Source organism: Methylobacterium sp. SD274 (assembly GCF_017355285.1).
In the GTDB taxonomy this organism is placed as follows: Bacteria; Pseudomonadota; Alphaproteobacteria; order Rhizobiales; family Beijerinckiaceae; genus Methylobacterium.
The window spans coordinates 206048-228652 of the sequence record NZ_JADIJP010000001.1 but is presented as its reverse complement, the minus strand read 5'-3'; the positions used below and the strand labels follow the sequence as shown (position 1 = coordinate 228652).

Annotated in this window: 21 protein-coding genes and 1 riboswitch; of the genes, 13 read left to right on the top strand and 8 right to left on the bottom strand. The window is 69.9% G+C overall.

The features are described from left to right. Window positions 1-84 precede the first annotated feature (84 nt). The 3 genes from IPV08_RS01070 to IPV08_RS01060 form a co-directional block, all read right to left on the bottom strand. Entirely contained in the window at window positions 85-1605 is a 1521-nt protein-coding gene (locus IPV08_RS01070) for a malonyl-CoA synthase (protein ID WP_207410186.1), read from the bottom strand. 54 nt (window positions 1606-1659) lie between these two features. Next, the gene (locus IPV08_RS01065; protein WP_207410184.1) at window positions 1660-3066 is read right to left on the bottom strand and encodes a malonyl-CoA decarboxylase; all 1407 of its coding nucleotides are present in this window, start codon (window positions 3064-3066) and stop codon (window positions 1660-1662) included. Window positions 3067-3291: 225 nt separating this feature from the next. Beyond that, entirely contained in the window at window positions 3292-3486 is a 195-nt protein-coding gene (locus tag IPV08_RS01060; RefSeq protein WP_056431926.1) for a hypothetical protein, read from the bottom strand. Window positions 3487-3860: 374 nt separating this feature from the next. Between IPV08_RS01060 and IPV08_RS01055 the strand changes: the two genes are divergently transcribed. Continuing rightward, window positions 3861-5048 (top strand): MFS transporter, encoded by a 1188-nt coding sequence (locus IPV08_RS01055; RefSeq protein WP_207410182.1) that lies wholly within the window; start codon window positions 3861-3863, stop codon window positions 5046-5048. Here IPV08_RS01055 and cobD read toward each other — a convergent pair whose 3' ends face one another. Next, window positions 5049-6068 carry a threonine-phosphate decarboxylase CobD gene (gene cobD, locus IPV08_RS01050; RefSeq protein WP_207410180.1) on the bottom strand — a complete coding sequence of 340 codons (1020 nt, stop codon included), beginning with the start codon at window positions 6066-6068 and terminating at the stop codon, window positions 5049-5051. A gap of 51 nt (window positions 6069-6119) precedes the next feature. Between cobD and cbiB the strand changes: the two genes are divergently transcribed. After that, window positions 6120-7121: an adenosylcobinamide-phosphate synthase CbiB gene (cbiB, locus tag IPV08_RS01045; protein ID WP_207410416.1), complete on the top strand. Its 1002-nt coding sequence runs from the start codon at window positions 6120-6122 to the stop codon at window positions 7119-7121. A 34-nt stretch (window positions 7122-7155) separates the two neighbouring features. After that, window positions 7156-8223, top strand: a complete 1068-nt coding sequence (locus tag IPV08_RS01040) for a DUF3616 domain-containing protein (RefSeq protein ID WP_207410177.1) — start codon at window positions 7156-7158, stop codon at window positions 8221-8223. Window positions 8224-8505: 282 nt separating this feature from the next. Here the strand turns inward: IPV08_RS01040 and IPV08_RS01035 are convergent, their stop codons facing one another. From IPV08_RS01035 to cobU, 4 genes are read right to left on the bottom strand one after another with little or no spacing between them, the layout of a single operon-like run. Next, window positions 8506-9966 carry a cobyric acid synthase gene (locus tag IPV08_RS01035; protein WP_207410175.1) on the bottom strand — a complete coding sequence of 487 codons (1461 nt, stop codon included), beginning with the start codon at window positions 9964-9966 and terminating at the stop codon, window positions 8506-8508. 57 nt (window positions 9967-10023) lie between these two features. After that, window positions 10024-10731: a hypothetical protein gene (locus IPV08_RS01030; protein WP_207410173.1), complete on the bottom strand. Its 708-nt coding sequence runs from the start codon at window positions 10729-10731 to the stop codon at window positions 10024-10026. After that, on the bottom strand, window positions 10731-11351 hold the full coding sequence (gene cobO / locus IPV08_RS01025; protein WP_207410171.1) for a cob(I)yrinic acid a,c-diamide adenosyltransferase: 621 nt from the start codon (window positions 11349-11351) through the stop codon (window positions 10731-10733). Before cobO ends, IPV08_RS01030 begins: the two co-directional genes overlap by 1 nt. Then, entirely contained in the window at window positions 11348-11860 is a 513-nt protein-coding gene (gene cobU, locus IPV08_RS01020) for a bifunctional adenosylcobinamide kinase/adenosylcobinamide-phosphate guanylyltransferase (protein ID WP_246747705.1), read from the bottom strand. Before cobU ends, cobO begins: the two co-directional genes overlap by 4 nt. A gap of 106 nt (window positions 11861-11966) precedes the next feature. Continuing rightward, a riboswitch (cobalamin riboswitch) is annotated at window positions 11967-12161 on the top strand. 56 nt (window positions 12162-12217) lie between these two features. Here cobU and IPV08_RS01015 point away from each other — a divergent pair. From IPV08_RS01015 to cobJ, 10 genes are read left to right on the top strand one after another with little or no spacing between them, the layout of a single operon-like run. Next, window positions 12218-12394 carry a CbtB-domain containing protein gene (locus IPV08_RS01015; RefSeq protein ID WP_207410167.1) on the top strand — a complete coding sequence of 59 codons (177 nt, stop codon included), beginning with the start codon at window positions 12218-12220 and terminating at the stop codon, window positions 12392-12394. Between the two features lie 30 nt (window positions 12395-12424). Beyond that, on the top strand, window positions 12425-13204 hold the full coding sequence (locus IPV08_RS01010) for a CbtA family protein (RefSeq protein WP_207410166.1): 780 nt from the start codon (window positions 12425-12427) through the stop codon (window positions 13202-13204). Then, window positions 13197-13619 (top strand): DUF1636 domain-containing protein, encoded by a 423-nt coding sequence (locus IPV08_RS01005; protein ID WP_207410164.1) that lies wholly within the window; start codon window positions 13197-13199, stop codon window positions 13617-13619. Before IPV08_RS01010 ends, IPV08_RS01005 begins: the two co-directional genes overlap by 8 nt. Beyond that, window positions 13616-14650, top strand: a complete 1035-nt coding sequence (gene cobW, locus IPV08_RS01000) for a cobalamin biosynthesis protein CobW (RefSeq protein ID WP_207410162.1) — start codon at window positions 13616-13618, stop codon at window positions 14648-14650. The genes IPV08_RS01005 and cobW overlap by 4 nt, the downstream gene beginning before the upstream one ends. Before the next feature lie 5 nt (window positions 14651-14655). Then, on the top strand, window positions 14656-15579 hold the full coding sequence (locus tag IPV08_RS00995; RefSeq protein WP_210348140.1) for a DUF4349 domain-containing protein: 924 nt from the start codon (window positions 14656-14658) through the stop codon (window positions 15577-15579). A 13-nt stretch (window positions 15580-15592) separates the two neighbouring features. After that, window positions 15593-19075, top strand: coding sequence for a cobaltochelatase subunit CobN (gene cobN / locus IPV08_RS00990; protein ID WP_207410160.1), 3483 nt, complete (start codon window positions 15593-15595; stop codon window positions 19073-19075). Beyond that, window positions 19072-20400, top strand: coding sequence for a hypothetical protein (locus tag IPV08_RS00985; protein WP_207410158.1), 1329 nt, complete (start codon window positions 19072-19074; stop codon window positions 20398-20400). Before cobN ends, IPV08_RS00985 begins: the two co-directional genes overlap by 4 nt. After that, on the top strand, window positions 20397-21029 hold the full coding sequence (locus IPV08_RS00980) for a precorrin-8X methylmutase (protein WP_056254407.1): 633 nt from the start codon (window positions 20397-20399) through the stop codon (window positions 21027-21029). Before IPV08_RS00985 ends, IPV08_RS00980 begins: the two co-directional genes overlap by 4 nt. After that, on the top strand, window positions 21029-21820 hold the full coding sequence (locus tag IPV08_RS00975; protein ID WP_056431880.1) for a precorrin-2 C(20)-methyltransferase: 792 nt from the start codon (window positions 21029-21031) through the stop codon (window positions 21818-21820). The genes IPV08_RS00980 and IPV08_RS00975 overlap by 1 nt, the downstream gene beginning before the upstream one ends. Further along, entirely contained in the window at window positions 21817-22572 is a 756-nt protein-coding gene (gene cobJ / locus IPV08_RS00970) for a precorrin-3B C(17)-methyltransferase (RefSeq protein WP_207410156.1), read from the top strand. Before IPV08_RS00975 ends, cobJ begins: the two co-directional genes overlap by 4 nt. Window positions 22573-22605: the final 33 nt, after the last annotated feature.

The window sequence follows — 22605 nt, the reverse complement described above, 5'->3', positions numbered from 1 at the left end:
GGCAACCGGTACGGAGACGGCGCGAGCTTGGCCGTTCGATGACGAGAACCGCCGGCCCGCCAAAGCGTTCCGCCGTCTTGCCCCTCAGCGGCGGTAGAGTTCCGCATGCGCTTCGCGCAGCAGGTTCTTCTGCACCTTGCCCATGGCATTGCGCGGCAATTCGTCGGCGAAGAGCACACGCTTGGGGCATTTGAACCGGGCGAGGCGCCCTTCGAGGATGCGGAGGATCTCCTGCTCCCCCGGCGCGTCCGGGCGGGCGACCACGATCGCCGTCACTCCCTCGCCGAAATCCGCATGGGCGAGGCCGATCACGGCGGATTCGACGACGCCCGGAAGCGCATCGATCTCGTTTTCGACTTCCTTCGGATAGACGTTGTAGCCACCGGTGATGATGAGATCCTTGCCGCGCCCGACGATGTGGACGTAGCCGCGCGCGTCGACCTTGCCGAGATCGCCGGTGATGAAGAACCCGTCCGCCTTGAATTCGGAGGCCGTCTTCTCGGGCATGCGCCAATAGCCCTGGAACACGTTCGGGCCCTTCACCTCGATCATCCCCACCGTATCGGCGGGCAAGGCCCGTCCCGTCTCGGGATCGACCACCCTGAGCGAAACGCCCGGCAGGGGCAGGCCCACCGTGCCGGCGATGCGTTCGCCCTCGTAGGGGTTCGAGGTGTTCATGTTGGTCTCGGTCATGCCGTAGCGTTCGAGGATGGCGTGGCCGGTGCGGGCCTGCCAGTCCCGGTGCGTCTCGGCGAGAAGCGGGGCCGAGCCGGAGACGAACAGGCGGATTGTCGCCGCCGCCTCGGGGGTCAGACCCGGCTCCTTGAGGAGGCGCGTATAGAAAGTCGGTACGCCCATCATCGAGGTCGCCCGGCCCATCAAGGCGAGCACCTGCTTCGGGTCGAATTTCGGCAGGAAGATCGCCGTGGCCCCAGCCAGCAGCACGATGTTGGTGGCTACGAACAGGCCGTGGGTGTGGAACACCGGCAGGGCGTGGATCAGCACATCGTCGGCGGTGAAACGCCAAGCCTCCACCAGGGTGACGGCGTTGGAGGCGAGGTTGTCGTGGCTGAGCATGGCGCCTTTCGAGCGCCCGGTCGTGCCCGACGTGTAGAGGATCGCCACGAGATCGTCGGGGCCGCGCGCCACATCCGCGAAGTCGGTGCCGGCCGCGTCCGCCGCCTCCGCCATGGTACCGCGTCCCGCCCCGTCGAGGGTACGCAGCGCTGAGACCTTCGCCTCGGCGGCGACGGGTTCCAGGGCAGCGAGCCGGGCGGGATCGCAGACGAACAGGGACGCTTCGGCATCCGACAGGAAATACGCGATCTCGGGGGCCGTGTAGGCAGTGTTGAGCGGCAGGAAGACGGCGCCCGCCCGAACCGCGCCGAGATAGAGGAACACCACTTCGGCGCTCTTCTCGACCTGCACGGCGACCCGGTCGCCCGTCTTCACCCCGAGTGCCTTGAGGGCCGAAGCATAGGCGGCCGAACGCTCGAGCATGTCCGCATAGGTGATCCGCGCGCCGTCGCCGGTCTCGATGAAGGTCCGGGAGGCGGGATCGGCGGGCAGGCTCGCCCGGATGAGGTCGAAGAGATGGTTACGCATGACGTCGTCCAACCGTGATCGAACCGACAGCCGTGGCCGGACGACGCCCCGAAATCAAGCCTCGGCCAGGGCGACGGCGCGAATCGGCGGTAGGTTGGACCTCAGTTCGCGGCTCACGGTGCTCGATGCCGCCACCGTGCCGAGATTGGCATAGGTTTCGTGGTTCTTCTCGATGGCCGAGAGATCGTAGAGGTAATTGACCATCAGCCCGCGCGACTGGCTCAGCCCCTTGGGCGAAACGTCGCCGAGGAAGTTCAGCCGCTCCAGCCGCGCGCCATTGCCGAGATGGAAGCGCGCCACCGGGTCGAGGGGCTTGCCGCGCTCGTTCTTGGCCCGCAGGAAATAGGCGGCGGCGGCGGGGATCAGGGCCTTCTTCACCGCATCGGCCCTGGCCTTGTCGGCGTGCCACCCCGGCTCGTCGATGGCCCGCAACGCCTCGATATCGTCGCGCGTCAGCCCCTGCGGCGAATCCGAGCGGCGCTCGCGGTCGAGCCAGGCGGAGAAGCCAGGCACCGGCGATAGGGTCACGAAGGTCTTGAGGCTCGGGATCTCGCGGGCGAGATCCTCAACCACCTGCTTGATCAGGAAATTGCCGAAGGTGATTCCAGCCAACCCCTTTTGACAGTTCGAGATCGAGTAGAAGATGGCCGTGGTGGCGGCACGCGTCGGAAGCAGCTCGCGCTCATGCGCCAGGATCGGCGCGATGGCCGGGGCAATGCCGCCGGTAAGCGCCACTTCGACGAAGATCAGCGGCTCGTCCTGCAGGGCCGGATGGAAGAAAGCGAAGCAGCGTCTGTCCGACGGCTCGATGCGCCGGCGCAGCTCGTCCCAGCCGGCGATCTCGTGCACCGCCTCGTAACGGATGATCTTCTCCAGGATATGGGCCGGCGTAGTCCAGTCGATATGGCGCAGAACCAGGAAGCCCCGGTTGAACCATGAGGCGAAGAGATGCTCGAAATCGCTGTCGAGACTGTCGACGGCGTCGATGAGGTCGTGATCCGCCTCGCTGCCCCGCAACTCCTTGCGCAGGGCGAACAGGTCCTCACGCATCCGCACCAGAGCGAGGGTGCCGTTGCGGGCGAGGTTGAGGCGGCGAATGAGTTCCTGGCTGCGCGGCTCGGCCGCCACGTGCAGGACGCCGAGCGCGGCGCGGGTCGGGTCACGGCGATAGGCGGCGATGGCATCGTCCACCGCTTCATGGTCGGCCCCGAACACGGTGGCGACACCCTGGAGGAAGACGAGACGCTCGGGCTTTGCCAAGCTCGAATAGCGCTCCAGGATCAGGCGGGCGAGCGCCACGCCGGAGGCTTCGCCGCGCCTGGAGATCAGTTCTTCGCAGAGCTTGATCAGTTCCTGCGCGTTGGCCCTCGCGGCGAGGTCGCCGCGACCGATGCCGATGAGATCGCGACCACGGTCGCTGATGGTCTGAAGCAGGTCGCCGAAAAACGAAATCGCCGCCATGGCTCGCCGCCTGCCCCAAAAACCCTGTCACCCGGCTAGGGTGATGCCGGCCCCGCGGAACGCAGCCGTGCATGGCCGTCAGTCTATGATGTGGGGCGACCGAGGACCAGGGTCTTGAAGGCGGGACCATGCCGCAGCCGCAGGCCGACCTGTGATCGAGACCATAGCTGTGGCATCGTCCTGCTCGAGACTATGCAAAGACGGATCAAGACGACATTCCGTGTGTCAGGCTTGTGCGGCCTCGATGGCGACACGATCCGCCCGCTCGCGCCAATCCTCGACACCGTGCTGGCGCGCGAAACGAAGTTCCGCCGCACGCTGAGCACGACGCGGATCGCGCGCGCGCGAGATCTCGACCGATCCGATGGTGAACGGCACGCCGAGGATTTGCTTTGCGAAACTGACGCGGTAATTCGGCATTCCAAACTCCGTTGTCGACACGCGATGCTTATCACCGGGACTTGGGACCGACTCGTCTCGACAGTCGAGACTGTGGCAGAACGACTTGGCTCCTGCCAAGTGGGACTCCACCGGAACGACGCACCAAGTCATTGTCCGGTAACAATTCGTATATGGGGATCGGTGCATCCGATGGAAGGTCGGGGCCCGCGTCGGCCGTCCGACGCGGCTGGGACCATTTCGCGCGGCCGCGGGTTGCCCCCGCGCGCCGCCACCCCTAACCGAGGGCACGGCTCTCCCGTCGCTCACGGACCCGCCCACCGAATGACGTACAATCCATCGCTTTTTCATCGACTTGGCGCGACGGGCGGCACCGTTCCGGTGCACGCCTGACCATGCAACCCGAGACCGCTTCCGGCCACGGCTTCACCGCCAAGGCGCGCTTCGGCCTGACCCTGATCGCCGGGGGCGCCGTCGCCAACATCTACTACAACCAGCCTCTCCTCGCGGTTCTGGTGAGCGAGTTCGGCGAGCGCGCCGCCCTCCTCGTTCCCACCGCTTGCCTCGTGGGCTACGGCCTCGGCATTCTCGGCCTCGTCCCGCTGGGCGATGCCTGGCCGAGGCGGACTCTGATCGTGGCGCAGTTGCTCGGCCTGAGCGTGGCGCTCCTCGGCGCCGCCCTGGCAACGAACCTCGCCTTCCTGACGCTTGCCTGCCTCCTCATCGGATTCCTCTCCTCGGCAGCACAGCAGGCGGTGCCCTTCGCCGCCGAACTCGCCCCGGATGAGAGTCGCGGCCGGATGGTAGGGCAGGTGATGACGGGCCTCCTCACCGGCATTCTCCTCGCCCGGACGGTGAGCGGCTTCGTCGGCGCGCATTTCGGCTGGCGCGCGGTGTTCTTCGCCGCCGCTGTCGTTGCCCTGGCCATCGCATTCGTGGCGGCGACGACCCTCCCGAAGGTCAAGCAGACGAAGCCTCTGCGCTACCGCGCGCTGATGCTGTCGATCCTGCATCTGGTGAAGACGCAGCCGATCCTGCGCAACGCCAGCCTCTCGCAGGGATTGTTGTTCGCCAGTTTCAACGCGTTCTGGGCGACCCTGGCCCTGCTGGTGGAAGCTCCGCCCTTTGATCTCACCGCTGCCGGCGCCGGGCTGTTCGGGGTGATCGGGGTCTGCGGCGCCTTCGTCGCCCCGCTCTCCGGACGCTACACGGACCGGAAGGGCGCCCGGCCGGTGGTCGTCACCGGTGGTGCGCTCGTCCTCGCGTCGTTCCTGGTTCTGTGGCTGGGAGGAGAGGTTTCGCTGGTAGCAGTCGCCATCGGCGTGCTCCTCATCGATATCGGCATCAACGGCGCGCTCATTGCCAACCAGACCCGGGCCTATGCCCTCGTCCCAGGCGCCAGGGGCCGGATCAACACCGTGCTGTTCACGGTGATGTTCGTGTTCGGGGCGCTGGGCGCCTTCGCCGGCTCGCAGGCCTTCCTCATGGCGGGGTGGCCCGGTGTCTGCGCGGTGGGCGCCCTCCTCTCGGGGGCGGGCCTTCTCGTGTCGATCGGCGACCGGTCGCGGTCGAAGCCCGCCTGATCAGGCGGGTTTGAGCACGCGGGACAGGCGGCACCATTCGCCCTTGTCCGCCGGCAGGCCGAAACGCAGCCATCGCGGGTTGGCCTCGAACCGGCGGACATAGATGCCCGCCTCGCCGAGACGTCGGAACAGGCCCGGCGCATCGTCGAACTCGGCCGTGCGGAAAAGGCAGGTGCCGCCGACGACACGCCCTCCCCGACAGGCCAGAAGCCGGTCGAGACGCAATGAATCGGCATGGCGGGCAAGGGCGGCCTCGCGCAGCCAGGGCGTATCGGCCAAGGCCGTGCGGCCGATGGCGAGCGCCGGCCCCGGCACCGCCCAGGGTCCCAGCGCCTGCGCGATCCGCCGGGCGAGCAAAGATTCGGTGAGGGCGAAGCCGAGACGGATGCCGGCGAGGCCATAGGTCTTACCGAAGGAGCGCAGCACGATCAGCCCCGGCCCCACACGGGGCGCAACGGATTCGACCTCTTCGAGATCGATGAAGGCCTCGTCCACGACGAGCCACCCGCCGCGCCGTGCGAGGCGTCCCGCAAGATCGAGGAGGGCGGAGGCCTCCCAGGTCCGACCATCGGGATTGTTGGGGTTGACCACGACGACGACGTCCGCCTCCTCGGCCTGCGCCGGATCGGTCACCGTCGCGACTGCGTGGCCGCCCCGGAGCCAGGCAGCCTCGTGCTCGGCATAGGTCGGGCCGATGACGGCCACGCGCGAAGGGGGCCTCAGTCGAGGCAGCGTCTCGATGAGGATCTGCGTGCCGGGCGCCGCGACCAGATGGTCCGGATCGACGATGCCATAGGCGCGGGCGGCGGCGGCGAGCAGAGCGTGGAGGTCGGCACGGGAAGGAAGCCGCCGGAACGTGCTGGCGTCCAACGGCGGACAAGGATACGGGACCGGATTGATCCCGGTGGAGAGGTCGATCCAGGGTTGTTCGGCGTGCGGGAACAGCGCCCCGGCGGCATCGAGATCGCCGCCATGGGCGATGGGCAGAATCCCCTCGCCCGCCTCCTCGCTTCCGCTCATCGGGCCTCCGTCGCGCTCCCGCCCACCAGCCTGGATTCCCTCCGCGAACCGATGACCTGGACCGCTCTCTTCCATCCGCCGGATACGCTCGTGGTGTTGGGCCTTGCCCTCGCCATCGAGGCGGCGGCCGGCTATCCGGACCGGCTCTACAGGGCGCTGGGCCATCCTGTCACCTGGATCGGCTGGGTGATCGCCCGGCTCGACCGGTCCCTCAATACGGGCAGCGAGGCGAGACGGCGCGCGGCCGGGATAGTCGGCCTTCTCGCCCTCCTGGCGGTCGTCGGGGCGGTATCGATCGGGGCGACGACTCTGGCCGCCGCGGCCGGTCACCTGCCTGCCCTGATCCTGCTCGGCCTCGTCTGCGCGTCCCTGCCGGCGCAGCGCAGCCTCCACGATCATGTCGGCCGTGTCTCTTCGGCGCTCCGCTCCGAGGGGCTGGCCGGCGGGCGGCGCGAAGTCGCGATGATCGTGGGGCGCAACCCGGAGAGCCTCGACGAAGCCGGCATCTGCCGCGCCGCCATCGAGAGCCTATCGGAAAACTTCTCTGATGGCATCGTGGCGCCCGCGTTCTGGATCGGGACCGGGGGCCTGCCGGGAGGCGCGCTCTACAAGGCGATCAACACCGCCGACAGCATGGTCGGCCATCGCACGCCCCGCCATGAATCCTTTGGCTGGGCCTCGGCCCGCCTCGACGACCTCGTCAACCTCCCGGCCTCTCGGCTCTCGGCGGGGCTGATCGCGGCGGCCGCCCTCCTCCATCCCGGCGCCTCCGCGGCGGGTGCGTACCGGGCCGTCCGGCGCGATGCGGGCAAGCACCGCTCGCCCAATGCCGGCTGGCCCGAGGCCGCAATGGCGGGCGCGCTCGGCCTGAGGCTGGCGGGGCCGCGCATGTACGGCTCCGAGATCGTCGACGATTCCTGGATGGGCGACGGACGGGCGAAGGCGGGCCCTCATGATGTGGAGCGAGCGCTGGCCCTGTATCGCATCGCCTGCGCGCTGCTTTTCGGATGTGTCGTCCTTGGCGCATCGATACTCAAAGTTATTTTTCCGTAATTCCGATCACCGACATTCGAAGGGGCACGCGGCAATGACACGGACTGGTCTTCTGGCGATGCTTCTCCTTCACGGAGCCGCCGCGCCGGCTTTCGCAGCGGGGGGTGGCCAGCACGACCTCGTGCCCGTCGATCCGCCCTACACGATGACGTCCGGCCTGAAGGGCAAGGACGGCAAGCCTGCAAAGGACATCAGCGGCATCGCCTGCATGCCCCCACGGGAGGGCAAACGCCGGTGCCTCGTTGTCAACGACGAGAATACCGGCGCGCAATTCATCACCATCGACGGGCACACGATCACGCCCGGTGCCGATATCGACCTCGTCGGCGGCGGACCGAGCCCGAACACGCTGGGAACCCCGCCCTCGAAGAACGGATGCTCGGGCGGCGAGGGCAAGTTCGACGATCTCGACGGCGAAGGCGTCGCCTATGCCGCCCCGTATTTCTACGTGGTCGGTTCGCATGGCTGCTCGCGCGGCAAGGCGAAGTTCAAGCTCTCCACCTTCGTGCTGGCGCGCATCAGGGTCGACGCGGCCGGCGAGCCGGTGGGACCGAGTGCGGTGGAGACCACCTACCGCCTCGGTGACGCCCTCGGCCTGGCAGAGACCGTCAGCGCCTACTACACGCAGGATCTCCAGACCGATGACGGCGACGCGACGCCCAACGGCCTCAATATCGAGGGCGTCGCCGTCGATGGATCACGCCTGTTCGCCGGGCTGCGCGCACCGTCCCATGACGGCAAGACCTTCATCGTCGAGGCGGATGTCGGGGCTCTCTTCGCGCAGGGGCACGAGCCGCTCAAGGCCGCCCCTCAGGTGATCCCCCTCACAGTCGGGCGTGGGGCCGGGATCCGCGATCTCGCCATCCTGCCCGACGGGCGGCTCCTCGTCCTCACCGGGCCGGCTCAGGGGCAGACCGACGTGCCCTACAGCCTGTTCGCGGCCGGGGCCTCCACCAACGCGAAGCTCGAGCCGATCGGCCGTCTCACCGGGGCAGAAAAGGGCGCCAAGGCGGAGGGCGTCGCGGTGCTGGGCGACAAACGAATCCTGGTGATGTTCGACAGCGTCAAGGATGGCGGACCACTCGAATACAAGCTCCCCTGACAGCCTCTGTCGTTCAGGCGGCGCGTGGGGCGACGACCGGCGCGGCGACGCTGCGGCGGACGGCGTCCCGGCGCAGTGCGGACACAACCGCGACTATCGAGCTCGCCCCACAGGCGAGTTTGAGCGCGGGCCCAGGCAGCACCACGGTGGGCAGCCAGGAGCTCAGCCCGGTCTCACGAGTGAGGCGCGTCGACCTCCGGCGGCGACGGCGTCTCGGGCTACTTCCTCATGGCTCGTGCCTTGCGCGGGAGCCCGATCGGTCGAGCCTATGTTGGGGAACTGCTAGCGCGCCAAGGCGAACAGTTGGTCGCAATCGACATGCGCCTCGACATGTCGCGCGAGGGCATCGAGGACGCGTTCGACCTCGCCCTCGTAGGAATGACCGTCGGAGGCCGCTCCCAGGCGCGCGAGCCAGGCGGCCCGCTGCCGGTCGTCGGCGAAGAGGCCGTGAACGTAGGTGCCGCAGACCCGCCCGTCGCCAGAGACCGCACCGTCCACCCGTCCGTCGGCGAAGCGTAGCAGCGGTGTCACCGTGTCCGCACCGGCCGTGTCGCCCACATGCATCTCGTAGCCGCTGAACGGCAGGTCGTCGGCAAGGCTCCGCCCGCTCACCGCCTCGAGGCGCTTCAACGGGGTCATCACCGTATCGACCTCCAGCAGGCCGAGCCCGGCGACGCTGCGCGGCTCGCCCTCGATCCCGTGCGGATCGCTCAAGGTGCGGCCGAGCATCTGGTAGCCGCCGCAGAGCCCGAGCACGTGGCCGCCCCGGCGCAGATGCGCGCGGATGTCGATGTCCCATCCCTCGCGACGGAGGGCGTCGAGATCGTCGATCGTGGTCTTTGAGCCCGGCAGCAGGACGAGGGCGACGTCGCCCGGAATCGCCTCGCCGGGCCGGACCAGCACGACCTCCACCTCCGGCTCCGCCCGTAGCGGATCGAGGTCGTCGAAATTGGCGATGCGCGGCAGGACCGGCACGGCGACGCGGATGCGCGTCCGGCCGGATGAGGCGGAACCGGCGAGGCCGAGCGCATCCTCGGCGGGCAGGCGCGCGGCCTCGGGGAAATGCGGCACGAGGCCGAGGGCGGGCCAGCCGGTCGCCGTGGCGACGATCTCCATGCCGTCGGCGAACAGGCTCGGGTCGCCGCGAAACCGGTTGACGAGGAAGCCCACGATCATCGCCGCATCCTCGGGCGCGATCACCGCCTTGGTGCCGACGAGACTGGCGATGACGCCACCCCGGTCGATGTCGCCGAGCAGGATCACGGGCGTGTCGGTGGCCCGCGCAAAGCCCATATTGGCGATGTCGCCCCGCCGCAGGTTGACCTCGGAGGCCGAGCCGGCCCCCTCGACGATGACGAGGTCGGCCTGGCCCTTCAGATGATCGAAACTTTCGAGCACGGAGGCCAGGAGACGCGGCTTCCAGGCCTGGTAATCTCGCGCCTTCGCGGTGCCGACCATCCGGCCCTGCACCACCACCTGCGAGCCGGTCTCGCTCTGGGGCTTCAGCAGGACCGGGTTCATGTGGATGGAAGGCGCCACCCCGCAGGCCCGCGCCTGCAGCGCCTGGGCCCGGCCGATCTCGCCGCCATCGGCGGTAACGGCCGCGTTGTTGGACATGTTCTGCGGCTTGAACGGTCGCACGGCGAGGCCGCGCCGCGTGAAGGCGCGGCACAGGCCGGCCACGATCAGCGACTTACCGACATCCGAGCCGGTGCCCTGGATCATGAAGGCGCGGGCAGTCATGCGATCGGGTCTCGTCCGGTGTGCCGAGGGGCGTTGGCGTGCCCTAGCACGGCCGCGTCAGGGCCGCGACGGCGCGCCGGCGACGCAGACGGGATCGGGCGGCCGCGCGGCCCGGCGGAAATCGAGGATGGCGGAGGCGTAGGTCTCGACGACCTCCGAGAACGGCACCCGCTCGGCCGTGAACAGCACGGCGCGATGACTGAACAGGCGGTCCGGAATCGCGAGCGGCGCGCAGGCGGGATGGGGCGGGGCCGCCTGGTCCCAACCGGGCGGCAGAGGCTGCCAGAGACGGTCCGCCCCAATGGTCTGGCGGGTGGTGCCCAGCGCCTGGACCGCCTTGCCAAAGGGCGTGTCGGTCGTCTCCAGCAGGCGGTTCATCTCCGGGTTCAGCCGCTCCGGCACATACCAATTGTCCGCTTCCGACAGGACGTGATCGCCGCAGGCGAGCCGGACACGGCGATACTTCAAAGGTGTATCCGGCACGGCCTGGAGCCGTCGGCGCGTCTCTTCCGAGGCGGGCTTGTCCACATCGCGCAGGAGGGTCGCCGTGAGCCGCGGGTCCGTCGCCATGCCGTGCTCGGAGCACCAGCCTTCGAGGGTCGCGGTGGCGCTGCGGCTCGCCAGGAGCCGCGCGTTCAGCCCCTCCATCACCGCCAGCGCCTCGACGCGGGCGAGATAGGTGTCCGGCCAGGATGTGATGGACTCCGCGGAGGCCGCCGCCGACATGGTGGCGAGAAGACCGAGCGAGAGGAAGGCCGTCCGCATCAGAATTCGATCCCCTCCTGCGCCTTCACGCCGGCCGAGAAATGGTGCTTCACGCTGCCCATCTCGGTGACGAGGTCGGCGGCCTGGATGAGGGCCGGCTTGGCGTTGCGGCCGGTGACGATGACGTGGAGGTCGGGCCGGCGCGCCCGGAAAGCCGCCACCACGGCGTCGATGGTCAGGTAATCGTAGCGCAGGGCGATGTTGAGTTCGTCGAGGAGGACGAGACGGATGGTCGGGTCGGCCATCAGTTCCTCGGCTTTGGCCCAGGCATGCTCGGCGGCGGCGATGTCGCGGGCCTTGTCTTGCGTCTCCCAGGTGAAGCCCTCGCCGAGCGTATGCCATTCGATCCGGTCGCCGAAGGCCTTCAGCGCGTGCTTCTCGCCCGTATCCCAGGCTCCCTTGATGAACTGGACCACGCCGACCCGCCAGCCATGGCCGAGCGCCCGCAGGACGAGGCCGAGCCCGGCCGTGGTCTTGCCCTTGCCGGGACCGGTATTGACGATGAGCAGGCCCTTCTCGATCGTCTTGCCCGCGACTTCGGCGTCCTGGACGGCCTTGCGCTTCTCCATCTTCTCGCGGTGACGGTCGGCCTCCGCGTCATTTATCTCCAGATCGTTCATGCGCTCGCTCCGGGTTGGGGTTTCACGATCATCGGCAGTCCCGCCACCATGAACACCACATGGTCGGCCCGCGCGGCGAGGCGCTGGTGCAGTCGCCCGGCCGCGTCGCGGAAGCGGCGGGCGAGCGCGTTGTCCGGCACGATGCCGAGACCGACCTCGTTGCCGACGAGCACCACCGGCCCCGGCGCGCGGCCGCAGGCCTCGATCAGGGCAGCGCTCGCCGCCTCGATATCGGCCTCGGACAGGATCAGGTTGGTCAGCCACAGGGTCAGGCAATCGACGAGCACCGGCCCTGTCGCCGCAGCGACGGCCTCGGCCAGGTCGATCGGCACGTCCCGGGTGATCCAATCCGCCGAGCGGCGCGACCGGTGAAGGGCGACGCGCTCCCGCATCTCGTCGTCCCAGGCCTGCGCGGTGGCGAGGTAGAGCCAAGGCGCCGGGTGGGCTTCGACGAGGCGTTCCCCATGCAGGCTCTTGCCCGAGCGCGCGCCGCCGAGAACCAGTGTCATTCTTGGAGAAGGCTGCCGCATGGCTCCCTTTAGCGCGAAACCGCCCTGCCCCGTCAAAGCCGGTAAAACGCTTTGGCGGCGCGTTGTCAGCGGTCGCGCGAGCGCGTAGAAGCGAAGTTCGGACGGTGCCCCGGCGACGGGGTGAAAAGGGAATGCGGTGAGGGCTCGCGCCTGAAACCGCAGCTGCCCCCGCAACTGTGAGCGGAGACGGGCCTGCCATCGGCCACCGGAGCGATCCGGGAAGGCGGCAGGACCGGATGACCCGCGAGCCAGGAGACCTGCCTTCCGAAGGGGACCAAATCGTCCTCCCGCTCTATCCTCGAACGCCGCCGGCGGGGCGGCCGGAGACCTGACACGATGACCACGAACACCCTCGCCCTCACCGGCACCCGCAGCAACGAGCGTCTCGGCGCAGTGCTCATGGCCGCTTTCCTCGGCCTCGGGCTCGTCTTCATGGCCGGCTTCGCCCCGGCGATGGCGCTGCACAACGCGGCCCACGATTTCCGGCACGCCCAGAATTTCCCCTGCCACTGACCGCCTCGCGCTCAGCCAGGACCTGATTTCATGATGATCCGACTCGTGTCGGCGGCCCTGGTCGCCGGCTTCCTGGCGGCTGTCGTCGCCACGGGCTTGCAGCTCGCCCTCACCTCGCCGCTGATCATCGCGGCCGAGCGTTACGAGAGCGGCGAAGCCACGGCGCCAGCCGCGCTATGGATGCCGCGCGGCGCCTCCCCGGCCTCCCTCCTCGTGCCCGTCCATTCGGGCCACGACCATGGTGGCAAGACGGACGGTGTCGAAGGCGGCGAGGTCGCTCCGGCCTGGCAGCCCGGCCCCGGCCTGCCCCGGATGGTCTTCACCGCCCTCGCGACCCTGGTCGGCGGCGTCGGCTACGCCCTGTTACTGGGCGCGGCTCTCATTGCCTGTGGGCGCGAGCCGAGCCCGGAAACCGGCCTGCGATTCGCGATCGCGGGGTTCCTCGCCGTGGCCCTCGCCCCTTCCCTCGGCCTCCCGCCGGAACTACCCGGCATGGAGGCGGCTCCGCTCGCCGAACGCCAGTTCTGGTGGATCATGACCGCGGCCGCCACCGCCATGGGGCTCTACCTCATCGCGATCCGCCGCTCCTCCATCGCCATCGCTGGAGGGATCGTGCTCCTCGTCGCGCCGCATCTGGCCGGAGCGCCGGAGACGAGCCACACCGCCTCCGCCCTGCCCCCGGGCTACGCGGCCCAATTCGCCGCTCGGTCGCTCGGCATCGCCTTCGTGTTCTGGGCGGTGATCGGCCTCGCCTTCGGCTGGGCCTGGAACAGCGTCGGGCGCAAGAGCCCGGCGACGTCACATGCCTGACGAGGACATCCAGGCCGGCAGCCCGGTCGTACTCTATGTCTGCGCCACCTGCCGCACGGCCGGCGACACATCCGAGCCCCGCGCCGGGGCCCGCCTCGTCTCGGCGCTGCGCGATGCGGTGAAGGAAGCCGCCATCGAGGGCATCGCGGTCGAGAGCGTCGAGTGCCTGTCGGTCTGCAAGCGCCCCTGCACGGTCGCCGTGGCTTCCGAAGGCCGCTGGACCTACGTTTACGGCGATCTCGACCCGGTCGAATCCGCCAGAACCATCCTCGCGGGCATCGGCCTGTACGCGGAGACGCCCGACGGCATCGTGCCCTGGAAGGCGCGGCCGGAGGCGTTCCGCAAAGGCGTCGTCGCCCGCATTCCCCCGTTTCCTCCGCCCCGCGCGGACAGAATTCCGGACGCCGCCGAATGAGCATCGTCGAGAAGATCCCCTGCACCATCGTCACCGGCTTCCTCGGAGCCGGGAAGACGACCCTCGTCCGTCACCTCGTGGAGAATGCCGGCGGTCGTCGGCTCGCCATCATCGTCAACGAGTTCGGCGATATCGGCTTCGACGGATCGTTCCTGGCCGCCTGCGGCATCGAGGGTTGCCAGGATGAGGACATCGTGGAACTCGCCAATGGCTGCATCTGCTGCACCGTGGCGGACGATTTCGTGCCGGCCCTGAACAAGCTCCTCGACCGCGCTGACCCGCCGGAGCACATCCTCATCGAGACGTCCGGCCTCGCTCTGCCGAAGCCCCTGGTCCAGGCTTTCCACTGGCCGGCCATCCGCTCGCGGGTGACCGTGGACGGGGTGATCGCGGTCATCGACGGCCCCGCCGTCGCTGCCGGCTTCTTCGCCGACGATCCGGCGGCCCTCGCCGCCCAGCGCGCCGACGATGCCAGCGTCGATCACGACAACCCGCTGGAAGAGGTGTTCGAGGACCAGCTCCTCTGCGCCGACCTCGTGGTGATGAACAAGGCCGACCTCCTCGACGAAGCCGGCAAGGCCAAGGTCCGCGCCGAGGTGGAGCGCCAGCTGCCGCGCGCGGTGAAGATGGTCGAGGCCGAGCATGGCCGCCTCGATCCGCGCGTGATCCTCGGTCTCGGCGCCGCCGCCGAGGACGATCTCGACGCCCGCCCCTCCCATCACGGCGAGGGCGAGGACCACGATCACGACGATTTCGACTCCGTGGCCATTGCGGTGCCTGCCACGGCGAGCGCCGAGGATCTGGCCTCCCGCGTCGCCCGCGCCGCCGAGACCAGCGGCGTCCTGCGGATCAAGGGCTTCGCCGAGGTCACCGGCAAGCCGATGCGCCTCGTGGTCCAGGGCGTCGGTGCCCGTATCGCCCATCATTACGACCGCCCCTGGCGGGCGAGCGAGAACCGCGACGGCCGGCTCGTGGTCATCGGGCTGAAGGGTTTCGACCAGGGGGCGGTGGCAGCCGCCCTGGCGGGGTGAGCGCGTTGACCGCCCGACGGATCCTGGCTCACGGGTGCCGCGGCCTCGTGGCCGCGTCCGGCCTGGCGGCTCTCGCGGCGATAGCTGGCTGCTCGGATTCACGCCCACCCAAACCGGAGTTTCAGGCCTCGGACAGCCGGGCGACGGCACGCCTCGCTCCGGTGGCCCGCCCGCTCGCCCAGACGAGCGATGCGAAGCTCGCCTATACCCACGACCTGACCATCGGATTACCGCCCCAGCGGGTGAACGCGCATTTCGAGGCGGCGCGCGACCGCTGCCTGAACGAGGCGGCCCTGAAATGTGTCCTCGTCGCTGCGTCCATCGACGATGGCCGCAGGCCTGCGGGCCGTCCGCAGGCGCAGGTCCAGGTCCGACTGCCGCATGAGTCCGTCGCGCCCTTCATGGCCTTCGTCACGGCGCCCCTCCCCGGCGAGGCGGCGGGTGACGTCGTACTCCGGAGCCAGTCGACACGTGCCGACGATCTGACGGACGCCATCGAGGATGGCGGCCGGCGCTTGGCCCAACTCACCGCCTATCGCGCCCGGCTCGACGCGATCGCTGCACGGCCCGACCCGCGCGTGGAGGATCTGATCCGCATCGCGCAGGAATTGGCGCAGGTTCAGTCGCAGATCGAGGAAGCCGATGCCAAGCAGCGCGGCCTGAACCAGCGCGTGGACACCGAGCTCGTCTCCATCGCCCTAAGCTCCGACGAGGCGCGTGCCGGGCCCCTCGCCCCCGTGGAGGAAGCCTGGGCCCAGGCGGGCCAGACCTTCGGCATGAGCGCGGGATCGGCCTTGCGCTTCGTCGTCGCCGGCCTGCCATGGTTACCGCTGGTGCTGATCGGCGTGCTTCTCCTTCGCGCGCTGTGGCGTCGGCGCGGCCGCCGAAGCGCCATGACCGAGCGGACGTCCTCCAGGGCACAGCCATGACGGCGCGCCGCCCATGCATCTGATCCGAATCGACACGGTCTCCCTCGACGAGGGCGAAGCCGCCATCGATCTGGGCCAGGCGCCCGGCGACATCGTGTTCCTGTCCTTCACCGATTCCGACCTCTCCGGCATGGCCGGCGCGCATGCGGCCGAGCGGGAGGCGGCGGCACGGGACCCGTCGGCAGTCGACGTCCCGACGCTCCGCCTCGCCAAGCTGGCGCGGCTGCGCCATCCGATGTCCGTCGATCTCTACGTGGACAACGTGATCGCGCGGTCGAAATTCGTGGTCATCCGCTGCCTCGGTGGCCTCGATTACTGGCGCTACGGCGTCGAGCGCGCCGCCGCCGCGGCTCGCGCGAACGGCGTGAAGCTCGCCGTCATTCCGGGCTGCGACAAGCCCGATCCCCGCCTCACCGCCTTCTCGACGGTGGCTCCCGAACTGGTGGAGACACTCGAGGGCTATTGCCGCGCGGGCGGGTCCGACAACCTGCGCCGGATGATCCGGCGCCTCTCCCGCGAGATCGGGAACGCGGTCGAAGCGCTGCCGCCGGTCGCCCTGCCGCGCGGCTTCGCCTGGTGTCCGGGTTGCGGACCGGTCGCACACGAGACCGCCCTGGCCGCAGCCGGGCAGAACCGCCCCCTCGCGCTGATCCTGGTCTATCGCTCGGCCGTGCTCGGCGGCGACACCCGGCCGGTGGCCGAACTCATCAGCGCGTTGGGTGAGCGCGGCATCGGAGCCGCCACCCTCGCGGTCGCAAGCCTCAAGGACGCGCTCGCCCTCGATGCCGTGCGGGAGGCTCTGGCCGCGCGCAGCCCGGACATCGTCATCGCGGCGACGGCCTTCTCCGCGCGGGAGGATGCCGGCTTCGTCCTCGATGGCGCCGACACGCCCATCCTCCAGGCCTACACGATCGGGGCCTCAGGGGAGGCCTGGGAAGCCTCGGCACGGGGGATGAACGCCGCCGACCTCGCCATGCAGGTGGCGCTTCCCGAATTCGACGGACGGCTCTCCGGTTTCCCGATTTCGTTCAAGGAGGACGGGCCGGAACTCGATGGGTTCAGCGAGCGCCGCGCCGTGTCCTTCCCGGCTGGAATCGCGGCCTTGGCCGACCGCGCCTCCGCCTGGGTGGCGCTGAAGCATCGGCCGCGTGCAGCGCGTCGCCTCGCCCTGGTCCTGTCCGACTACCCTGCCAGAGGCGGCCGGGCCGGCTTCGCCGTGGGGCTCGACACGCCAGCGAGCGCAGGAATCATCGCGGAAACGCTGCGGCGTGTCGGCTATTCGGTGGGCGACCTGCCGGAGCCGGACGCTCTGATGCGCGCGCTCACGAAGGAGGCTCCGACCTTCGCGGTGCCGTTCGCGGCCTATCGCGACTGGCTCTCCACGCTGTCACCGGACGAGAGGGACACGCTCAATCGACGGTGGGGCAAGCCGGAAGCCGACCCGGTCTGCATCGACGGGGCGTTCCGCTTCCCGATGGTCGTGGCCACTACTGCTTCCCCCCCACGACCTCATCCTGAGGTGCCGGAGCGCAGCGCCGGCCTCGAAGGAGGCTTCCAGCTGCCTCAGAGAGATCTGGAAGCCTCCTTCGAGGCCGCTGATGCGGCACCTCAGGATGAGGTCATTGGTTGGACGAGAGGACGCCTCACCGTCTTCCTTCAGCCCGATCGTGGCCGGGCGGCGGATCGCAAGGCCGGCTATCACGACCCCGACGAGCCGCCGACCCATGCCTATCTCGCCTTCCATCTCGGATTGCGGGAGGGGTTCGATGCCCTGATCCATCTCGGCACCCACGGCACCACCGAATGGTTGCCGGGCAAGGCGGTGGCCTTGTCGCCGGCCTGCTGGCCGGCGCGGGCGATCGGGCATCTGCCCGTGATCTACCCCTTCATCGTCGACGATCCCGGCGAGGCGGCCCCCGTGAAACGCCGGCTCGGCGGCATCGCCCTTGGCCACCTCACGCCCCAGACCGAATGCGCCGGCCTGACCCCGGAGGCCGCACGGCTGCGTGAACTCGTGGAGGAATATTCCTCGGCCAGTGTGCTCGATCCGCGGAGGGCCGAGATCATCGCCCGCGCGATCCTCGACGATGCGGCCGATGCCGGCCTTCTCTCGGGCGCCGGGATCGACGCCGACACTCCCATGGCCGACGCGCTCACCGCCCTCGACGCGCATCTGTGCGACCTCGGTGAGGTCACTACCCGCGACGGGCTCCACGTGTTCGGATCGGCACCGGACGACGCGCCGGACCCTGTGAAAGCCTGCGCGGCCGCCGAGCGCGAGGGACTGCTCGCGGCCCTCGACGGACGCTTCGTTCCCCCAGGCCCCGCCGGTTCGCCCTCTCGCGGGCGGACCGACGTGATGCCCACGGGGCGCAACCTCACCACGCTGGATCCGCGCAGCCTGCCGACGCGGGCCGCCACGCTGCTCGGCTCGAAAGCCGCCGATGCGGTGGTCCGGCGCTACCTGCAGGACGAGGGCGACTACCCGGCCCGCATCGTCATGGATCTCTGGGCCTCTCCGACCCTTCGCACCGGCGGCGAGGACGTGGCGCATGCTCTCGCGCTCATGGGCGTGCGCCCGACCTGGGACCATGCCTCGACCCGCGTCACCGGATTCGAGGTGATGCCGCTCGCCCTCCTCGACCGGCCGCGCATCGACGTGACTCTGCGTGTCTCGGGCGCGTTCCGCGACACCTTTCCCGAGACCCTCTCCCTCCTCGCCCGCGCGGCATCTGCCGTCGCCGAGCGCGACGAGGAAGACGACGAGAACCCGCTCGCCGCCGCGCGCCGCCGGGGCGAGGCTCCCGCCCGGGTCTACGGCGCAGCACCCGGCCGCTACGGCGCCGGTGCCGGCGAACTCGCCCTCGACGGACAATGGCAGAGCCGCGACGATCTCGGCCAAGCCTATCTCGACGCCACCTCGCACGCCTATGGCGGGACCGAGGACATGGCCGATGCGGGCTTCGCCACCCGCGTCGCGCAGGCCGACGCCTATGTCCACGCCTTCGATGTCGCCGAACGGGACCTCCTCGACGGCGACGCCGCGGCCGATGCCATGGGAGGGTTCTCGGCCGCCGCCGCGCTCGGCGGGCGCGCTCCCGCACTCTACAGCCTCGACGTGGCCGACCCGGAAAAGCCCAAGGCGCGCACCGCCCGCGAGGATGCGGCGCGCCTCATCCGCGCCAAGCTCGCGAACCCGCACTGGATCGCGGCGCAGCTGCGCCACGGCTATCGCGGTGCCCAGGAACTGGCACAAGGGATCGACGCGGTCTTCGTCCTCGCCGCCGCCACGGACGCCATCTCGGACGCCGATTTCGACCGGCTCTACGGCGCGATGATCGCCGATCTCGATACGTTCGATGCCCTGCGCGCGGCCAATCCCGATGCCGCCCGCGCCATCCTCGAACGGTTCGACGAAGCGCGCCGGCGCGGCCTCTGGACCACCCGCCGCAACGCCATGGCGGCCGACGAGCTGATGCCGGAGGCGGCCGAATGAGCGCGCCGCGCCGCGTCTCTCCGGAGCCCGCGCGCCGGGGCTGGTGCCCGAGCCTCGCCCGGCCGATGCCGACGGGGGACGGGCTGCTTGCCCGCGTGCATCCACCACTGGGCATCCTCACGCCGGCGCAGGCGCGGGCGGTGGCGGAAGGTGCGCGCCGCTTCGGCAACGGCCATATCGACGTGACGGCGCGGGCTAATTTGCAGGTCCGGGGCGTCACCGAGGCTACCCGCTGCGGCCTCGCGGAGGCCCTCGGCGCGGCCGCGCTCGACGATGTACGTAGCGACGGTGGGCCACAGCGGCTCACCCTGACCGCGCCGCTCGCCGGCCTCGAAGCGACGGCCATCGACATTCCGACCCTGGCCGGGGCGATCGAGGCCATCGGGTTGGCGATCCCGGGCCTGCCGCCCAAGGCGCTGGTCGCCGTCGAAGCGGCGGAGTGCGGCGCCTGCCTCGGCGGGGCCCAGCCGGATTGCCATCTCGTCGCCACGGCGGAGGGCTTGGCGTTGCAACTCGGAGGCGACGCGGCTTGGTGGCATGTCCCGGCCGACGGCGTGCATTCTATCCTCGACGCCGCCTTGCGCCGGCTCGCCGGGAGCGGTCAGCGCCGGATGCGGGATCTATCCTCTTTTGACAGGAGCGGCCTGGCGCTCGGCTTAGGCTTGCTCTCCGCAACGCCTCCTCCTGGCGCATCGCTACCGCGTCCTGGCCTACTTGCCCTGAACTCACATCTTCCCACCGCTCGCGGGCAGCACGAGTCCCGCCCTAGCGAAGCTTCGCCCGTCGGCATCCTGCTCGACGCGCCCTTCGGCCGCTGCACGGCGGACGCCCTCGATTCCCTCGCCGATGCGACCGAAATTCTCGGGACGGAGCCCCTGCGGCTCTCGCCGACGAGGGGGTTTCTGCTCGTTGCCCCCAACGCGGCGGCGGCGGAGGCGGTGCGACCCATCCTCGCGGCGGCAGGCTTCTTGACGGAGCCGGACGATCCGAGACGGGCGGTTGCCGCCTGTCCGGGAGCGCCGGCCTGCGCTTCCGGCTCGACGACGACGCTTATCGACGCGGCACGGCTGGCCGACGCCTTCGAGGCCTTCTCGGCGCAAGGCCTGTCGGCCCATGTCTCCGGCTGCGCCAAGGGCTGTGCCCATCCTGCCGCCGCCTCGCTCACCCTGGTCGGGCGCGATGGCCTCTATGGCATCGTCCTCGACGGCCGGCCCGATGCATTGCCGGCGACCCTCCTCACTTTCGACGCGGCGCTGGAGCGCGTAAGGAGGGCCGATCCAGCCTATCCCGACACCCTAGCCCACGCTTTCAGGACACCGACATGAGTTCGCGCCTCGACTATCTGCGCGACGGACAGGCGATCTACGCCCGATCCTTCGCCATGATCCGCGCCGAGGCCGACCTCGCCCGCTTCTCCGGCACCGCCGAACGCGTCGTCGTGCGGATGATTCATGCCTGCGGCATGACCGACCTGCCCAAGGACGTGGAAGCCTCCGAGGATTTCGCCGCCAGCGGCGAGGCCGCGCTCAAAGCCGGAGCACCGATCCTGTGCGATGTGCGCATGGTCGCCGACGGTGTCACCCGCTCGCGCCTTCCCGCCGACAACCGGGTGATCTGCACCCTGACCGACCCGCGCGTGCCCGGCCTCGCCGCCGAGATGAACACGACCCGCACGGCCGCCGCCATGGAACTGTGGCGCGAGCATCTTCCCGGCAGCATCGTCGCCGTCGGCAACGCGCCGACCGCCTTGTTCCGGCTGCTCGAACTGCTCGATGAAGGCGTCGCCCCGCCGGCGGCGGTCATCGGCATCCCCGTCGGCTTCGTGGGGGCCGCCGAATCGAAGGAGGCCCTTGCCCGCGACGGCCGGGTGCCCTTCATCGTCGTTCATGGAAGGCGCGGCGGCAGCGCCATGACCGCCTCCGCGATCAACGCTCTCGCCAACGAGATCGAGTGATGGATTCGAGCGAGCGGCTTCCCCCCGCCGAGCCGGCGGACGTTACCGAGATCCCGCGACAGGTCACCACCGGCACGCTCTACGGCGTCGGGATGGGACCGGGCGACCCGGATTATCTCACCGTGCGCGCCATGAAGCTCCTGGCCGAGGCGCCGGTGCTGGTGCATTTCTGCAAGAAGGGCCGGCGCGGGAATTCCCGCACCATCGCCGATGCTGTGATGCGGGACCCGGCCCGCGAGATGCCGCTGGTCTATCCCTACACCACCGAGCTTCCGCCCGAGCATGGCGAGTACGTCTCCGCACTCGCGTCTTTCTACGACGATGCGGCGACGCGGATCGCCGACCATCTCGGGGCCGGGCGCGACGTCGCGATCCTGTCGGAGGGCGACCCGTTCTTCTACGGCTCGTTCATGCATCTGTGGCGCCGCCTGAAGGACCGTTTCCCGGTGGAGGTGGTGCCCGGCGTCACCGGCATGTCGGGCTGTTGGACCAGGGCCGGAACCCCGATCACCTGGGGCGACGACGTACTGACCATTCTGCCGGCGACGCTGGGCCATGACGCCCTGGTGGAGCGCCTGCGCATCACCGACGCCGCCGTCATCATGAAGCTCGGCCGCCACCTGCCGAAGGTGCGCAAGGCGCTGGCCGAGACCGGGCTCCTCGACCGTGCGGTCTACGTGGAACGCGGCACCATGGCCGGCGAGAAGGTGATCGCGCTGGCCGAGAAGCCGGACGACGACGCCCCCTATTTCTCGATGGTCCTGGTCCCCGGCGAGGGGCGCCGCCCGTGAGCGGCTCCGTCACGGTCGTCGGCCTCGGGCCGGGCGATCCACGTCTCCTCACCCAGGCGGCGAGCGAGGCCCTGGCGCAGGCGCAGGACCTCATCGGCTACATCCCCTACGTCGCCCGCGTGCCCGATCGTCCGGGGCTGACGAAACACGCCACCGATAACCGCGTCGAGATCGACCGGGCCGGCCATGCGCTCCGGCTCGCCGCTTCCGGCCGCCGGGTCGCGGTGGTGTCCGGCGGCGATCCGGGGGTCTTCGCCATGGCGGCGGCGATCTTCGAAGCGGTGGAGACCGGCGACCCGGCCTGGCGCCACCTCGCCATCACGGTCGAGCCAGGCATCACGGCGATGTTGGCGGCCGCCGCCCGCCTCGGCGCGCCCCTCGGCGGAGATTTCTGCGCGATGTCGCTGTCCGACAACCTCAAGCCCTGGGAGGTCATCACCGCGCGGCTCGAGGCGGTGCTGCGGGCCGATTTCGTGATCTCGCTCTACAACCCGATCTCGTCGGCCCGACCCTGGCAGCTCGGGGCCGCGCTCGGTCTGGCGGCCGAGCACCGCGCACCGGAGACGCCGGTCATCTTCGCCCGCGCGGTCTCCCGCCCGGACGAGGCGATCCGGATCCTCACCCTGGCGCAGGCGCGGGAGACGAAGGCGGATATGGCGACGATGGTCATCATCGGCGCTTCCGGCACCCGGCTGATCCCGCGCGGTGACGCGACGCCCTTCGTCTACACCCCGCGCAGCGTGCCGGCGTGAGGGCGGGACGCAGCAGCGTGGCTCCCCCAACTC

What these genes read in the sequence shown, in the direction of transcription:
- IPV08_RS01070 (WP_207410186.1), bottom strand. Translation starts at nt 1,605, where the DNA reads ATGCGTAACCATCTCTTCGACCTCATCCGGGCGAGCCTGCCCGCCGAT.
- IPV08_RS01065 (WP_207410184.1), bottom strand. Translation starts at nt 3,066, where the DNA reads ATGGCGGCGATTTCGTTTTTCGGCGACCTGCTTCAGACCATCAGCGAC.
- IPV08_RS01060 (WP_056431926.1), bottom strand. Translation starts at nt 3,486, where the DNA reads ATGCCGAATTACCGCGTCAGTTTCGCAAAGCAAATCCTCGGCGTGCCG.
- IPV08_RS01055 (WP_207410182.1), top strand. Translation starts at nt 3,861, where the DNA reads ATGCAACCCGAGACCGCTTCCGGCCACGGCTTCACCGCCAAGGCGCGC.
- cobD (WP_207410180.1), bottom strand. Translation starts at nt 6,068, where the DNA reads ATGAGCGGAAGCGAGGAGGCGGGCGAGGGGATTCTGCCCATCGCCCAT.
- cbiB (WP_207410416.1), top strand. Translation starts at nt 6,120, where the DNA reads ATGACCTGGACCGCTCTCTTCCATCCGCCGGATACGCTCGTGGTGTTG.
- IPV08_RS01040 (WP_207410177.1), top strand. Translation starts at nt 7,156, where the DNA reads ATGACACGGACTGGTCTTCTGGCGATGCTTCTCCTTCACGGAGCCGCC.
- IPV08_RS01035 (WP_207410175.1), bottom strand. Translation starts at nt 9,966, where the DNA reads ATGACTGCCCGCGCCTTCATGATCCAGGGCACCGGCTCGGATGTCGGT.
- IPV08_RS01030 (WP_207410173.1), bottom strand. Translation starts at nt 10,731, where the DNA reads ATGCGGACGGCCTTCCTCTCGCTCGGTCTTCTCGCCACCATGTCGGCG.
- cobO (WP_207410171.1), bottom strand. Translation starts at nt 11,351, where the DNA reads ATGAACGATCTGGAGATAAATGACGCGGAGGCCGACCGTCACCGCGAG.
- cobU (WP_246747705.1), bottom strand. Translation starts at nt 11,860, where the DNA reads ATGACACTGGTTCTCGGCGGCGCGCGCTCGGGCAAGAGCCTGCATGGG.
- IPV08_RS01015 (WP_207410167.1), top strand. Translation starts at nt 12,218, where the DNA reads ATGACCACGAACACCCTCGCCCTCACCGGCACCCGCAGCAACGAGCGT.
- IPV08_RS01010 (WP_207410166.1), top strand. Translation starts at nt 12,425, where the DNA reads ATGATGATCCGACTCGTGTCGGCGGCCCTGGTCGCCGGCTTCCTGGCG.
- IPV08_RS01005 (WP_207410164.1), top strand. Translation starts at nt 13,197, where the DNA reads ATGCCTGACGAGGACATCCAGGCCGGCAGCCCGGTCGTACTCTATGTC.
- cobW (WP_207410162.1), top strand. Translation starts at nt 13,616, where the DNA reads ATGAGCATCGTCGAGAAGATCCCCTGCACCATCGTCACCGGCTTCCTC.
- cobN (WP_207410160.1), top strand. Translation starts at nt 15,593, where the DNA reads ATGCATCTGATCCGAATCGACACGGTCTCCCTCGACGAGGGCGAAGCC.
- IPV08_RS00985 (WP_207410158.1), top strand. Translation starts at nt 19,072, where the DNA reads ATGAGCGCGCCGCGCCGCGTCTCTCCGGAGCCCGCGCGCCGGGGCTGG.
- IPV08_RS00980 (WP_056254407.1), top strand. Translation starts at nt 20,397, where the DNA reads ATGAGTTCGCGCCTCGACTATCTGCGCGACGGACAGGCGATCTACGCC.
- IPV08_RS00975 (WP_056431880.1), top strand. Translation starts at nt 21,029, where the DNA reads ATGGATTCGAGCGAGCGGCTTCCCCCCGCCGAGCCGGCGGACGTTACC.